Source organism: Bacillus sp. Brlt_9, assembly GCF_051948935.1.
In the GTDB taxonomy this organism is placed as follows: Bacteria; Bacillota; Bacilli; order Bacillales; family Bacillaceae_G; genus Bacillus_A.
Genome location: NZ_JAYJLO010000004.1, coordinates 351985 through 365071, shown reverse-complemented (window position 1 = coordinate 365071; position 13087 = coordinate 351985). Strand labels below are relative to the sequence as shown.

The following is a 13087-nucleotide window of genomic DNA, read 5'->3' as shown; positions in this document are numbered from 1 at the left end:
AGGTGGATACCAATGTTACAAGCGTTACTTATTTTTGTGCTTCAAATTATTTACGTTCCCATTTTAACAATCCGTACGATTTTGCTTGTAAAGAATCAAACAAGATCCGCTGCTGGTGTTGGATTGCTAGAAGGAGCTATTTACATTGTCAGTTTAGGTATTGTGTTTCAAGATTTATCAAATTGGATGAACATCGTTGCCTATGTCATTGGCTTTAGTGCTGGTCTATTATTAGGCGGTTATATAGAGAATAAATTAGCAATTGGTTATATTACGTATCAAGTTAGTTTACTAGACCGTTGTAATGAGTTAGTAGATGAATTACGTCACTCTGGATTTGGCGTTACAGTATTTGAAGGGGAAGGTATTAATTCAATCCGTTATCGCTTAGATATCGTTGCAAAGCGTTCTAGAGAAAAAGAACTGTTAGAAATTATTAATGAAATTGCACCGAAAGCGTTTATGTCTTCTTATGAAATTCGTTCATTTAAAGGCGGATATTTAACGAAGGCGATGAAGAAAAGAGCGTTAATGAAGAAGAAAGATGAACATGCATCGTAAAAAAGGGGAGTCGTGCTGCATTAAAAGTGCAGTATAAGCTCATATGTAAAAGAGAGGAATCTATTTTAATGTAGATTCCTCTCTTTTTTATGAAAATAATTATCTGTTAATTGAAAAACTAAATCGTATAATTATTTTTTCTACTCATTCTCAAATTAATAATTAGCCATATAACTTGAAAAAATACCGGTATGATAAACGCGATTAATAAAACGATAAGTGATATGGATTTAATTTCGGGTGTTTGGATAACACCAGCGCCATCAACGTCGCGTAACCAAATAATAGCGGCCCATATTCCAAAAATGATAATCCAAAATATGTTACCGATCCACCAAGAAATCCATCGTTTTTTCATGTTAACACCCCTTACATTTCTCCTCTGTTAAAAGTATATTTTCGTTCGTTACATTTATAATGAAATGACTATAAAATTAGTTTTTATTAACTGTATATCTAACTTGTTTAAAGGTTACCATTTCCCCATCTTTATCATCATCTTCATTCTGTAAAAGCTGAACTCGTGGTTTGTAGTCTGTCCTATGAGCATCCTCGATACCTGTAATATCAAGCTTGTAGGATTCCCCATTCTTTATTTTTTGTTCGAATACTTTTGTATTGGCAACATAAATAAAAGTTACTTTATTTTCATCAATACCTTCAGTCTTAATTTCTAATTCGTTATCTTTTGTTGTAATCGTCGGTGTTAATAATTCAATACTGCCATTTCCGGTTTCTAAAGAATTTTCTACTATAGTTGAACATCCGGATAATATGATTGTGGTGAATAGAAGTATAGCTAATTTCTGTTTCATAACATCCTCCAATTTCAAGTGATTTTTGATTTTGGTATTGCTAGGCTTGTAGTATTTTATGTAAATGTTTAGCTAGCACTCTTTTTAATTGTACCATAATATGTAAAGTGAAACAGGTTATATATCCAATTTATGGAGAAATGAAAGGTTTACTTATTGTTGAGAATTAGTATTTTTACAGTAGGTATATTTTTTTCTTTAGAAAGCGGTGTTGCTAAAGGTATTATAAATTAGATGTTCAAATGTAGGATAATGAATTTGTTTTTTATAGAAATTACAATTTTAAAATATTAAAATAAAGATATGGAATAGATGAATTCATTCACTTCGGAGGTATTTATTTGAATATTAACGAGAAGGCAATTGAAATGTTTGAACAAAATGAATATGAGGAAGCGATGGAACTGTTTCAACGAGCGGTACACGAATCTAGAGGTGTACAATCCCTCAATAATCTTGCTTGGATGTACTTTTATGAGGAAGAGGATAATGATAAAGCTCTTGAATTAATAAAAGAAGTTGTTAAGTTGAATCCTTCCTCATACTTTCCTTATAACATTTTAGGGGACATTTACATAAAACAAGAAAAGTGGGCAGAAGCGAAAGAAGCATTACAAAAATCTATTTCGATTCAACCATCGGATGAAGCATATCACAATGTAGCTGTAGCTCATTATAATCTTGGAGAACTGGAACAAGCTTCGGAATTTTTCTTGCGAGTTGCAGGGGATTCGGACTATATCATGTATAACTATGTAAAATGTTTAATTGATTTAGGACGAACGACAGAAGCGAAAGAGAAGTTAGATGCTTTTAACAGGAAAGCTGATGATTTTGTAGGGGAAATTAATGTAGCAGATTTATATGTTGAATTGAATTGTTATAACGAAGCAATTGAGTGTTTTGAAAAGGGATACAAAGAAGATTGGAAAAGCCCCAATTGGATTGCTAGATTTGTTTATGCTTTATATAAAGCTAATAATTTCTCCCGTATAAATGAAGTTATACGGGAATCTATTGAAGCGAAGACAGCAGAAATAGAAGATGTTCAGAATGAAGAAGTAGAAGAAAACTGGACAGAAAACGATAAGAAAGAGTTAATTGAGGAATATACAGAAGAGAATAATTGTTATAAAACAATGATAGAACGTATCAAATCTGGATATGTTCCAGGATTGGAATTTGAAACGGATTATATAGGGGGTTGTTATTTATTTGGTTGTAAAAGACATAATCATCTTGAATATGAAGAATAAAAAAATTCGACTGTCAAATATGATGGTCGAATCTTTTTATTATAGGTCGTTTGTCTAAAGATACCATCTCGACTTAATTTTGTTAAAGATGTTTCGTATCATTACATAGGTATGTATCCTCCTTAGGGAATCCTTTTTTATATTTAAAATATGTAGTGAAATAAAACCAATAAGTCCTATTCCGCCGAAAATAAGCCATGGTGTATACATTCCGTTTAAGTTGGATGTAAAAGATGTACCCGTATAATTACCGATGATAAAACCAAATGCAAGTGATAGTTGATAGAATCCGAAGTAAGTAGCTGTATACGATTCGTTACTGTAATTTGCAATAGCGATATCAGCGTTAGGTAATACGAGTGTTTCACCGATTGTAAATAAAATTACACAAATAAATAGCCAGTAGGGGTGTTGAAATAAAGGAATGAGTAAAAAGGAAATGCTCATTAATAAAACACCGTATTTAATAATCGAAAGTGTGTTGTATTTGTGAAAGAGCTTTCGAAATAACACCATAAATATGACGCCTGTTATTGCATTTATCGTAATAACGAGTGTAGCAAGCTGATTGCTATTAATAATGTTTTTCATATGAAGTGGAAGTGCGACAGTAAGCTGAGTAAACATAATATAGAAGAAAATCATGATAAATGAAAACAGAAGAAAAGACTTGTTTTGTAAGATAGCCTGTATTCCTAATGTAATAGACGTGTTTTCAGTAGTGACTTGGAAGTGATTTTTAAGTAAGTAAAAGATAAAAGCGAATAATAGCATAAGTGATCCTGTTAGAGAGAAGGCATAGATTGGATCAAGTAAGAGTAAGAACCCTCCTGCAATTGGTCCGATTATTGCACCACAATTAAAACTAAGGTTTAAATATGTAAATAAATTTTTTCTCATATGAGCTGGTTGTGAGCCGAATATGGCGCGAGCAGCAGGTTCGTAGAATGCAGTTCCGAAGCCAATAAGTGCAGAAGAAATAGAAATTGTATAGAAATCAGAGCATATTCCTAAAGCGATAAATCCGATTCCTCTTAAAAATAATCCAGCTATCATCATAATGATATAGCCTATTTTGTCAGCAATTAATCCTGAGAATAAAGGGATAACTCGTGATGTGATTGTCATAACCGTCAATACTGTTCCTACTTGAACAGCTGAAAAATGAAGAAAGGTTAATAGATAAATAGCTAAAAATGCGTATACCGCAAAATACCCGAAAGACATAAAAAATGAAGAAATAAGCATGAAACGTATTGGTATTGAGAAATTTTTCATATAACTCCTCCTAACTATGTAACCAGTAAAATTATTTGATGGTTAACTAATTTATATTATAATTATACATAAAGTCAGAAAAAAGTAAATTTTAAGAAGAAGGTGGATGGAATTGAATCAAAATGCACCAAATGAACTAGAATATATTCGGGGATTTTTAAATACATGGAAAATACCAAACGATACGAGAGAGCCAATTGATATGCTGCAAACAGAAGTGGATATAAAGCTTTTTATGAAAGAATATTTTCATGAAGATCTTCCATTTCATACGATAGAGGAATTAAAAAGTTTTCGAGAAGATATCCGGGTGGCAATTGAAGGTGTAAAATCATTGCAAAAGTGGTTAGAGAAATACCCATTTCATGTACAGGTAAAGGAAGATATGAAAGGTATTACATATGTGCCTGTGTATGAAGAGAATGTATATACCAAATTATTAAGCATTGTTTTAATGTCAATTCAAGAAAATTTTTGGGGAAGGTTAAAAGCATGTCCAGATTGTCGCTGGGTATTTTATGATCATTCGCGAAATGGAAGTAAAAGATGGTGCGGTATGTATGCTGGAGAAGAAGGAGGAAGAGCGTGCGGGACAATCGCCAAAGTGAAAAATTACCGTGCGAAGAGAAAAGGAAGATCGGATTATAATGTGTAATTTATATTAGGGGAAGAAAATGGGATGGGGGAATGTAGAATATGAAGGGTACACAAATGTTAGCTTTAAATAAAAAGTGTTGGGATACAGTTGCACCATATTTTTTTCAAGTAGATTGTTTACCGAAATACGGACCGTATACAGCGTCTGAAGATGAGATTCATTTGTTCGATTCAATTAGAAATAAAAAGGTTCTTGATATTGGATGTGGAAGTGGCCATTCGCTACAATATATGGCAGAACATGGGGCCGAGGAAGTATGGGGTCTTGATTTTTCAAGTAAACAAATTAAAACAGCAAATGAAACGTTAAAGTGTTGGAATCCAACGTTAATATGTGGAGCAATGGAAGAAGAAGGAGATATTCCGAAAGGATATTTTGATATTGTATATTCCATTTACGCATTAGGTTGGACTTCGAATTTACGTAAAACGTTGGAACTGATTTATTCATATGTAAAGCCAGGAGGCAGTTTTATTTTTAGCTGGGAGCACCCAGTATATTCAAATTTACAGTATGGTACAGAAGAAATTGCTTTAAAGTCTTCTTACCATGAGGAAACGCCTATTACGTTTGAAACATTTAAAGGGGAGAATGTACAAGCGACATTATATAAGAGAAAAATAAGTACATACATAAATGAGTTAAATAGAGCGGGATTTACAATTGAGAGAATAGAAGAGCCTGAACCATCGAGCTCGTTTGATGAAGAACTAGCTGAGCCGTCTACGAAATATTATTCTTTACATAAAGCTAGAATTGTACCAACTACCTTTATTATTAAGGCGAGAAAGTAAAGTGTTTTTATAAAAAGAAGCCTATCATTTCAATTATTTGAAATGATAGGCTTCTTTATTTTTAAAAAAATAAGGTCAGAGGTGTACTTTTCTTATAAAAATGCATTTCATATAAAAGGTGTAATTATTTTTAGGAAGGGGGATTGTTGTGCGTCATCATAGAAAGTGCAAAAAATTTGGAGTGGCACTGCCTCTTCCGCTTATAGGATCGACTGGTCCCACTGGTAATAGCGGCCCAATCGGTCCAACTGGAGGGCATGAAGGTCCGGTTGGGCCTCTGGGAATTACTGGGCCTACAGGAGCAACTGGCCCACAAGGCCCTCAAGGTATCAGGGGGATACAAGGACCACGGGGGACAATAGGGGCTCAAGGAATACAAGGAGCCGTTGGTGATACTGGAGAGCAGGGAATTACAGGTCCGGTTGGTTTACAAGGTCCTCAAGGATTAATTGGAGAGCAAGGTCCTGTTGGTGATATTGGATTACAAGGACTGGAAGGAATACAAGGAATTACAGGCCCCGCTGGTAGTCAAGGTGTACAAGGCGCCCAAGGAATACAAGGAGAAATAGGTGAGAGGGGACAAACGGGCGCGCAAGGAGTGCAGGGAGAAATAGGTATAACGGGGATAACAGGTGTAACAGGTCCTCAAGGTTCTCAAGGAGCACAAGGAATACAAGGGGAGGACGGAACTACAGGTATACAAGGAGAAGAAGGGCCACAAGGAATACAAGGAATTACTGGAGAGCAAGGACATCAAGGTGATCAAGGGATACAAGGTGTAGTAGGTCCAACTGGTTCTACTGGCATACAAGGTCCCCAAGGTATAAGCGGAATAAAGGGGATAACAGGTGTAACAGGCCCTCAAGGTCCACAAGGTATTCAAGGAATACAAGGGGGAAGCGGATCCACAGGTTTTCAAGGAGCAAAAGGAGTACGAGGGATAACAGGAGCAACCGGACCTACTGGTACACAAGGTCCAGTAGGTCCGCCTGGTGGACCAACAGGAACAACCGGTCCAATTGGTCCGTCTAGTGGAGTGACTGGTCCATCTGGTCCACCCGGTCCACCTGGGGGACCAACAGGTCCAACGGGCGAAACTGGTGCGCGGGGTATAACGGGGGGAACTGGTGCGATAGGAGCACAAGGGTTACAAGGAATAACTGGTCCAACTGGTCCTCAAGGTGTAAGAGGCGCACAAGGAGCTCAAGGTGTAGTGGGAGCAGTTGGATTACAAGGTGCACAGGGTTCTCAAGGTAACCAAGGAATAACAGGAGCAACCGGTGTAGAAGGTCCACAAGGAATACAAGGTCCGCAGGGAGAAATCGGTCCAACGGGTGCAGAAGGTCCTAAAGGAGTGCAAGGAATACAAGGAGTAACAGGTCCAACAGGAGCACAAGGAATGCAAGGGTTACAAGGTATACAAGGTCCAACAGGAGTGGTAGGAGCTGCAGGAGCTCAAGGTGCACAAGGCATACAAGGTGCAACCGGGCCAGCTGGAGCAGAAGGCATACAAGGTGCACAAGGAATCCGAGGAGAAACAGGGGCAGCTGGAGTACAAGGAATCCAAGGAGTTCAAGGGATACAAGGGATAACGGGATTGACAGGTCCTCAAGGCGCACAAGGTCCTCAAGGAGTGCAAGGAATAATAGGGCCGACTGGAGCTATTGGTTTGCAAGGACCTCAAGGAATACAAGGTATAGTAGGCCCAACAGGAGCACAAGGCTCTCAAGGAATGCAAGGCATACAAGGAATAACAGGTCCGACAGGTGCGCAAGGAATTAGAGGTCCCCAAGGGAATCTAGGAGAAAACGGGATAACAGGTCCTCAAGGAGTGCAAGGTGCACAAGGTAGTCAGGGACCCGAGGGACCACAAGGAAATATTGGGGTTACGGGCGTAACTGGAGAAACAGGAGCGACCGGAGCAACCGGTGCGACCGGAGCACAGGGGATACAAGGCATTCAAGGGATTATGGGGATACAAGGAAGTACAGGAAGTACAGGACCTACCGGTGCAACGGGAGTAACCGGAATACAAGGTACTCAAGGTATACAAGGTATACAAGGCCCAACTGGAGCAAGGGGAACGACAGGGGGAAGCGGTAGTGTAGGGCCAGCCGGAGCGCAAGGTAGTCAAGGGCCGATTGGAGCTGCGGGACCTGCCGGAGCAACTGGTAGTATAGGGGCTATAGGTTCCTTAGGAATAGTAGGTGCAACAGGGGCGACTGGCTTACCTAGCGGGGGTGGTTATTTCTTTTCTACTTCAACGAGTGCAGTTGCAGCGAATGCATTAATATCTATTAATTCTGGGTCTACAACTTTTGGTTCTGGTGTCAGTTTAACAAATGCAACAACTGTAACGTTAAGTACGCCGGGAATATATTTGGTTAGCTATTATTTTCAAGGTGATCCAAATGGGGGGAATGAAACGATTTCCGTGAGGCTTACTTTAAATGGAACGCAAGTCGCAGGGAGTTTTATTTTTTATGTTACAGGAGGTACTTTTGTATTAGAACCAGCGATTTCTAATACGATGGTCATTAATGTTGCTTCTTCAAATGCTACTTTATCTTTACAAAATGGCCCATTAGCTATTGGGCATGTAACGACATTATCTGGTGTGATAACAGCTAGTTTAAATGTATTAAAAATAGTTTGATACGTTAGTTATAACGGGGGAGATGCTTGTGAGGGATCAAGATAAGTGTAGTAAGTTTCAAGCACCTATTCCTTTTCCGGCGTCAGGTATTACGGGGCCGACTGGTCCAACGGGTCCGACAGGTTCTTTAGGTGGACCGACTGGCCCGCAAGGAATACAAGGCGTACAAGGACCAATTGGTCCAACCGGTCCGACAGGAATTCAAGGAGTGCAAGGGGTACAGGGAGAGATTGGTCCAACAGGTCCAATTGGTTTAACAGGACCACAGGGTGCTCAAGGTAGTCAAGGGCCGATGGGGGAACAAGGTCCGCAAGGAATACAAGGTGTTCAAGGAATACAAGGCGAAAGAGGTCCAACTGGTCCAACAGGTATTCAAGGAATACAAGGAATTCCTGGCTCAACCGGTCCAATCGGTCCAACAGGAATACAGGGCGTACAAGGAGTGCAAGGAGAAATCGGTCCAACAGGCCCAACAGGAATACAAGGTATACAAGGAGTGCAAGGAGAAATCGGTCCAACCGGTCCAACAGGAAATACGGGTATACAAGGTGTTCAAGGGGATTTAGGGAATAGTGGTTTACAAGGTGTAACAGGTATACAAGGTATTCAGGGACCAATTGGCCCGACTGGTCCAACAGGATCTCAAGGAATTCAAGGAGAACAAGGGCCAATGGGACCAACAGGGGCAACTGGCGTCCAAGGTTTACAAGGTCCACAAGGTGAGATGGGGCTAACCGGTCCAACAGGATCTCAAGGAATTCAAGGAGTGCAAGGTGTAATAGGGCCAACTGGCCCAACAGGCTTGCAAGGGGATCCAGGTCCAACAGGCTCGACAGGTCAGGCGGGAGTAACTGGTCCAACAGGATCTGCAACAGGTCCAACTGGTGCAACCGGCCCAACCGGCCCGCCAGGAGGTCCGACCGGTCCAACAGGTCCAGCAGGATCACCAGGAGGTCCAACCGGTCCGACGGGAGCAACTGGTGCAACCGGGGCGACCGGAGCAACGGGAGCGACTGGAATTCAAGGAGTGCAAGGAGTACAGGGACCAACTGGAGCAACAGGTTTAACAGGTTTGCAAGGAGTGCAGGGACCAATGGGGGCAACTGGTCCAACGGGTGATCAAGGTATTCAAGGACCTCAAGGTGTAATGGGAGTAACAGGTCCAACTGGTCTACAAGGTTTACAAGGAGTGCAGGGACCGGTAGGAGCAACCGGCCCAACCGGCCCGCAAGGTGTGCAAGGGGCACAGGGGCCAATCGGGCAGGCAGGCCCACAAGGAATTCAAGGCATACAAGGTGAGCAAGGCGTAAGGGGAGCAACGGGTCCAACTGGTTTACAGGGGTTACAAGGGATTCAAGGCATACAGGGACCAACTGGACCCCAAGGAATCCAAGGAGTACAAGGGATGAGCGGCATAACAGGCCCAACAGGACCGCAAGGAATTCAAGGCATACAGGGACCTCAAGGAAATATAGGTCCAACCGGTTCGACTGGAATCCAAGGAGTGCAAGGTCCAGAGGGTCCAACTGGTCCAACAGGGGCAACAGGACCACAAGGAATTCAAGGCATACAAGGTCTACAAGGCCCAACCGGTCCACAGGGCATTCAAGGAATCCAAGGAATCCAAGGTCCTATTGGTCCAACCGGCCCAACTGGACCGCAAGGAATTCAAGGGATAACCGGTTCGACGGGACCAACGGGGCAGGCTGGAGCAACAGGGCAGGCGGGAGTAACGGGTCCACAAGGTCCACAAGGAATTCAAGGACCACAAGGAGTAACAGGACAGACGGGAGCAACTGGAGAGACAGGAGCAACGGGCTCACAAGGTCCACAAGGAATCCAAGGACCACAAGGGATAACAGGTCCAACTGGTGCAACCGGCCCGACGGGAGCGACGGGTCCAACCGGTCCACAAGGAATCCAAGGACCACAAGGTGTGACGGGAGCAACCGGCGCAACAGGAGCGACGGGAGTGACAGGTGCAACAGGACCGACAGGAATCCAAGGAATCCAAGGAATAACAGGAGCAACAGGGGGAACGGGAATAACGGGAGCAACCGGTGCCACGGGTCCAACAGGTTTGACAGGTGCAACTGGATCATCTGCAATATCAACAGGTGGCGGCTATTTCTTTTCTACATCAACGAGTGCCATTGCAGCAAATGCCAATATTCCAATTAATAGTGGATCTACAGTATATGGAACAGGTGTATCTTTAACTAGTTCCACAACGGTTACCGTATCTACGCCAGGCATATATTTAGTAAGTTATTATTTTCAAGGAGATGCAAGTGCGGGGAATGAGACAGTATCTGTCAGATTACTATTAAATGGAGCCCAACTAACAGGGAGTTTTATACAAAACGTAACGACATCAACTGTAGTAATCGAACCTGCCATTTCAAATACACTCCTTGTGAATGTAACGAGTGCTAATTCCACGTTAGTATTACAAAATGGTCCATTAGGTGTAGGGCATGTGACCACTATAGCAGGTGCGATTACGGCAAGTTTAAATGTAGTGAGAATATTATAAGGAATATAAAAAAACACAAGGAATGTCTTTTTAGACACACCTTGTGTTTTTGATGTTAAATGAACCATTTCCTTATCTTTTCGGTTGAAAAATATGTTGAAAGAAGTATTTGTGATGTAAATTATCTACAACTTTATTTGCTTGATATGTGCGGTGTTGTTCGAGTCGAAGTCTTTGCTCCATCATTTTTATTGCGTGATCAGATAAACGTAACATTTTACATTTCTCCTTTTCTATAAATATAGGTGACTATTTGGTATCGATCCCATATTTACAATTAAGGAGGCAAAATGTGTAACATAGGCAAAAAGCACCTTCCTCTCCCATTACGCTTACGAGGTTAGCTGTCGGACTCGGGAAGTGAGAGTTTCCCTACTTAAATAAGATTCGCCCCAAGTAGCATAGCTACAAAAATGGTTCCCCCGCTCCAAAATTTGGACTCAGCAAAAGGTTTTATAAAGTAAAAGATAACATAAATAAAATGATGAGTCAAACTATTTGTTGTTTTCTGATTTTTTAAGTGAGGTTAAAATCACTCCATCGGGTAATATGATATCCTTTACTTCAATAAATCCATGTTTTTTGTATAAAGACAGAGCGGGGGTATTTTCTTTCCCTGTTTGTACAACATATGTTTTAGAAGAAGAGAACATGTCAAATACATATAGTAGTAGTTTTGTTGCAATTCCTTTATGAAAATGATCGGGGGATACTACTAAACGATGAATATCAACTTCCTCTTCATCTATTTTAAAAGAAATAAAACCGGCAAGTGTATCTTCATAAAAATATCCGTAGAAAATTTCATCACATGATTGAATATCGGCTACAGTATCATAAAGGCGAGGGATAGCGGTACTATTTATATATTTCGCCTCAATTTCATAAGCGGGTATTTGAATATTTAAAATAGAAATAGCAGTGTTGTGAGATGTTGTTATTAATTTTTGAATCATAGGGTAAAACCTCCTTGTAGGCATTATTTTCATAGATTTGACAAGATTTTTCTTTATTGGATATAATAATTATAATAGTTACATAACAATTTAGTATTAAAAAGAAATACACCATAATAGAAATGGAGGACTAAAAATGGGATGGATTATCACATTAATAGTTGGTGCTATTATAGGTGCAATTGCAGGTTCTATAACGGGTAAAAATTTTCCAGGTGGTATGTTTGGAAATATTATCGCAGGTTTATTAGGTGCTTCGTTAGGTGGTAGATTATTTGGATCTTTTGGACCGTCATTTGGTGGGATTCATGTCGTGCCAGCATTATTAGGGGCAATCGTGTTAATTCTTATTGTATCATTTGTAGTGAAAGCTGCAAGGAAATAAAGATATAGATTATGATGAGAAGCCCTGAATAAGGGCTTTTCATCATTCGAAGAGGTGGTTTCATTGGAGAAAGTAAATATAAGAAAAAGAGATAAGTTGAAAAAGTTTTTTAGAGAGCACAATTATTTAGCGGTGTTACTTGGTTTTGCGTTATTGTTTATTAACATATTACTGTTAACGAAAATTTCTTTTGTGTTTACTCCGTTTATCGTCTTTTTAAAAACAATTTTCTTCCCCGTATTATTAGCGGGTGTACTATTTTATATTTTGCATCCATTCGTTTCACTTTTAGAAAAGAAAGGTGTTTCAAGAATCGTATCAATAGCTTCTATATATATAATAGTACTGGGATTATTTGTATTTTTAGTCGTAACAGTTATTCCGATTATTAAAGATCAAATTGATGCATTAATAGATAACTTACCGTATTTCGGTCATGAAATTGAACGAGCGGCACGTAGATTTGGGGAAAGTAATGTACTAAGCAAAATCCAGGAGAATTTAAATATCGATGTAGCGAGTATGGTAAAAGACTACACAGTTGATTTTACGAAGTCGTTATCATCAGTAACAGGAAATGTGACTGGATTTTTAAGTACTGTTACAGAGGTCGTTTTAACGTTTGTAATGGTTCCATTTATATTGTTCTATCTTTTAAAAGATGGTGAGCAATTACCGAATCATTTCTTAAAGTTTATTTCAGAACAAAGACAACCAGCAGCGATGAGAATACTAGATGATATGCATTATGCGATTAGCTCGTATATTAGAGGGCAAATTATCGTTAGCTTGTTTATTGGTATTATGTTATTAATCGGTTACCTGATTATTGGTATTAAATATGCGGTACTACTTGCTATTTTAGCGATGATTGTAAATATCGTTCCGTACGTAGGACCAATTATTGCAATTACACCAGCATTAATTATCGCATTTATTGACTCGCCAGCAATGGTGTTAAAAGTAATTATTGTAATGATGGTCGTACAATTAGCAGAAGGTAAATTTATTTCTCCGCAAGTTATGGGGAAAAAGTTAGATATTCATCCAATTACAATTATATTTATCATTTTAACTGCCGGAAATTTATTTGGAATTATGGGGATAATTTTAGCGATTCCAGGGTATGCGATATTAAAAGTGTTAGTAACGCATAGTTATAGATTTGTTAAGTTGAATACGTAAAAAAAGA

Annotated in this window: 13 protein-coding genes and 1 riboswitch; of the genes, 8 read left to right on the top strand and 5 right to left on the bottom strand. The window is 39.6% G+C overall.

All coding sequences use genetic code 11. From position 1 onward, the window contains the following. Positions 1-12: 12 nt before the first annotated feature. The gene (locus VF726_RS18360; protein ID WP_000938438.1) at positions 13-561 is read left to right on the top strand and encodes a DUF2179 domain-containing protein; all 549 of its coding nucleotides are present in this window, start codon (positions 13-15) and stop codon (positions 559-561) included. A 118-nt stretch (positions 562-679) separates the two neighbouring features. On the opposite strand, the gene VF726_RS18355 is transcribed toward VF726_RS18360, so the two are convergent. Together VF726_RS18355 and VF726_RS18350 are read right to left on the bottom strand one after the other, a co-directional pair. After that, positions 680-919 carry a DUF3923 family protein gene (locus VF726_RS18355; protein ID WP_087958920.1) on the bottom strand — a complete coding sequence of 80 codons (240 nt, stop codon included), beginning with the start codon at positions 917-919 and terminating at the stop codon, positions 680-682. Positions 920-995: 76 nt separating this feature from the next. Next, complete coding sequence (locus tag VF726_RS18350) at positions 996-1376, bottom strand: hypothetical protein (protein ID WP_212956928.1); 381 nt, start codon at positions 1374-1376, stop codon at positions 996-998. Positions 1377-1717: 341 nt separating this feature from the next. Between VF726_RS18350 and VF726_RS18345 the strand changes: the two genes are divergently transcribed. Further along, positions 1718-2632, top strand: coding sequence for a tetratricopeptide repeat protein (locus VF726_RS18345; RefSeq protein WP_212956929.1), 915 nt, complete (start codon positions 1718-1720; stop codon positions 2630-2632). 54 nt (positions 2633-2686) lie between these two features. On the opposite strand, the gene VF726_RS18340 is transcribed toward VF726_RS18345, so the two are convergent. After that, the gene (locus VF726_RS18340) at positions 2687-3910 is read right to left on the bottom strand and encodes an MDR family MFS transporter (RefSeq protein WP_440170903.1); all 1224 of its coding nucleotides are present in this window, start codon (positions 3908-3910) and stop codon (positions 2687-2689) included. Positions 3911-4022: 112 nt separating this feature from the next. On the opposite strand from VF726_RS18340, the gene VF726_RS18335 reads away from it, so the two are divergent. From VF726_RS18335 to VF726_RS18320, 4 genes are all read left to right on the top strand, one after another. Beyond that, positions 4023-4565 carry a CGNR zinc finger domain-containing protein gene (locus tag VF726_RS18335; protein WP_440170900.1) on the top strand — a complete coding sequence of 181 codons (543 nt, stop codon included), beginning with the start codon at positions 4023-4025 and terminating at the stop codon, positions 4563-4565. 41 nt (positions 4566-4606) lie between these two features. Continuing rightward, entirely contained in the window at positions 4607-5362 is a 756-nt protein-coding gene (locus VF726_RS18330; protein ID WP_440170897.1) for a class I SAM-dependent methyltransferase, read from the top strand. A gap of 148 nt (positions 5363-5510) precedes the next feature. Beyond that, positions 5511-8018: a collagen-like protein gene (locus VF726_RS18325; protein ID WP_440170894.1), complete on the top strand. Its 2508-nt coding sequence runs from the start codon at positions 5511-5513 to the stop codon at positions 8016-8018. A 22-nt stretch (positions 8019-8040) separates the two neighbouring features. Next, positions 8041-10554: a BC_3345 family exosporium-associated protein gene (locus tag VF726_RS18320; protein WP_440170892.1), complete on the top strand. Its 2514-nt coding sequence runs from the start codon at positions 8041-8043 to the stop codon at positions 10552-10554. A 72-nt stretch (positions 10555-10626) separates the two neighbouring features. Here VF726_RS18320 and VF726_RS18315 read toward each other — a convergent pair whose 3' ends face one another. Both VF726_RS18315 and VF726_RS18310 read right to left on the bottom strand, forming a co-directional pair. Next, positions 10627-10770, bottom strand: coding sequence for a hypothetical protein (locus VF726_RS18315; RefSeq protein ID WP_000945246.1), 144 nt, complete (start codon positions 10768-10770; stop codon positions 10627-10629). A gap of 97 nt (positions 10771-10867) precedes the next feature. Next, positions 10868-11010, bottom strand: a riboswitch (cyclic di-AMP (ydaO/yuaA leader). 38 nt (positions 11011-11048) lie between these two features. Next, positions 11049-11510: a GNAT family N-acetyltransferase gene (locus tag VF726_RS18310; protein ID WP_440170888.1), complete on the bottom strand. Its 462-nt coding sequence runs from the start codon at positions 11508-11510 to the stop codon at positions 11049-11051. A 136-nt stretch (positions 11511-11646) separates the two neighbouring features. Here VF726_RS18310 and VF726_RS18305 point away from each other — a divergent pair, with 136 nt between their 5' ends. Both VF726_RS18305 and VF726_RS18300 read left to right on the top strand, forming a co-directional pair. After that, a complete protein-coding gene (locus VF726_RS18305; protein WP_000539721.1) occupies positions 11647-11895 on the top strand; it encodes a GlsB/YeaQ/YmgE family stress response membrane protein in 249 nt (82 codons plus the stop codon). Positions 11896-11958: 63 nt separating this feature from the next. Next, a complete protein-coding gene (locus tag VF726_RS18300) occupies positions 11959-13080 on the top strand; it encodes an AI-2E family transporter (RefSeq protein ID WP_440170885.1) in 1122 nt (373 codons plus the stop codon). Positions 13081-13087: the final 7 nt, after the last annotated feature.

Bases quoted from the DNA above. Each gene is read 5' to 3' on its own strand.
- VF726_RS18360 (WP_000938438.1), top strand. From the start codon at position 13: ATGTTACAAGCGTTACTTATTTTTGTGCTTCAAATTATTTACGTTCCC.
- VF726_RS18355 (WP_087958920.1), bottom strand. From the start codon at position 919: ATGAAAAAACGATGGATTTCTTGGTGGATCGGTAACATATTTTGGATT.
- VF726_RS18350 (WP_212956928.1), bottom strand. From the start codon at position 1,376: ATGAAACAGAAATTAGCTATACTTCTATTCACCACAATCATATTATCC.
- VF726_RS18340 (WP_440170903.1), bottom strand. From the start codon at position 3,910: ATGAAAAATTTCTCAATACCAATACGTTTCATGCTTATTTCTTCATTT.
- VF726_RS18330 (WP_440170897.1), top strand. From the start codon at position 4,607: ATGAAGGGTACACAAATGTTAGCTTTAAATAAAAAGTGTTGGGATACA.
- VF726_RS18320 (WP_440170892.1), top strand. From the start codon at position 8,041: ATGCTTGTGAGGGATCAAGATAAGTGTAGTAAGTTTCAAGCACCTATT.
- VF726_RS18315 (WP_000945246.1), bottom strand. From the start codon at position 10,770: ATGTTACGTTTATCTGATCACGCAATAAAAATGATGGAGCAAAGACTT.
- VF726_RS18310 (WP_440170888.1), bottom strand. From the start codon at position 11,510: ATGATTCAAAAATTAATAACAACATCTCACAACACTGCTATTTCTATT.
- VF726_RS18305 (WP_000539721.1), top strand. From the start codon at position 11,647: ATGGGATGGATTATCACATTAATAGTTGGTGCTATTATAGGTGCAATT.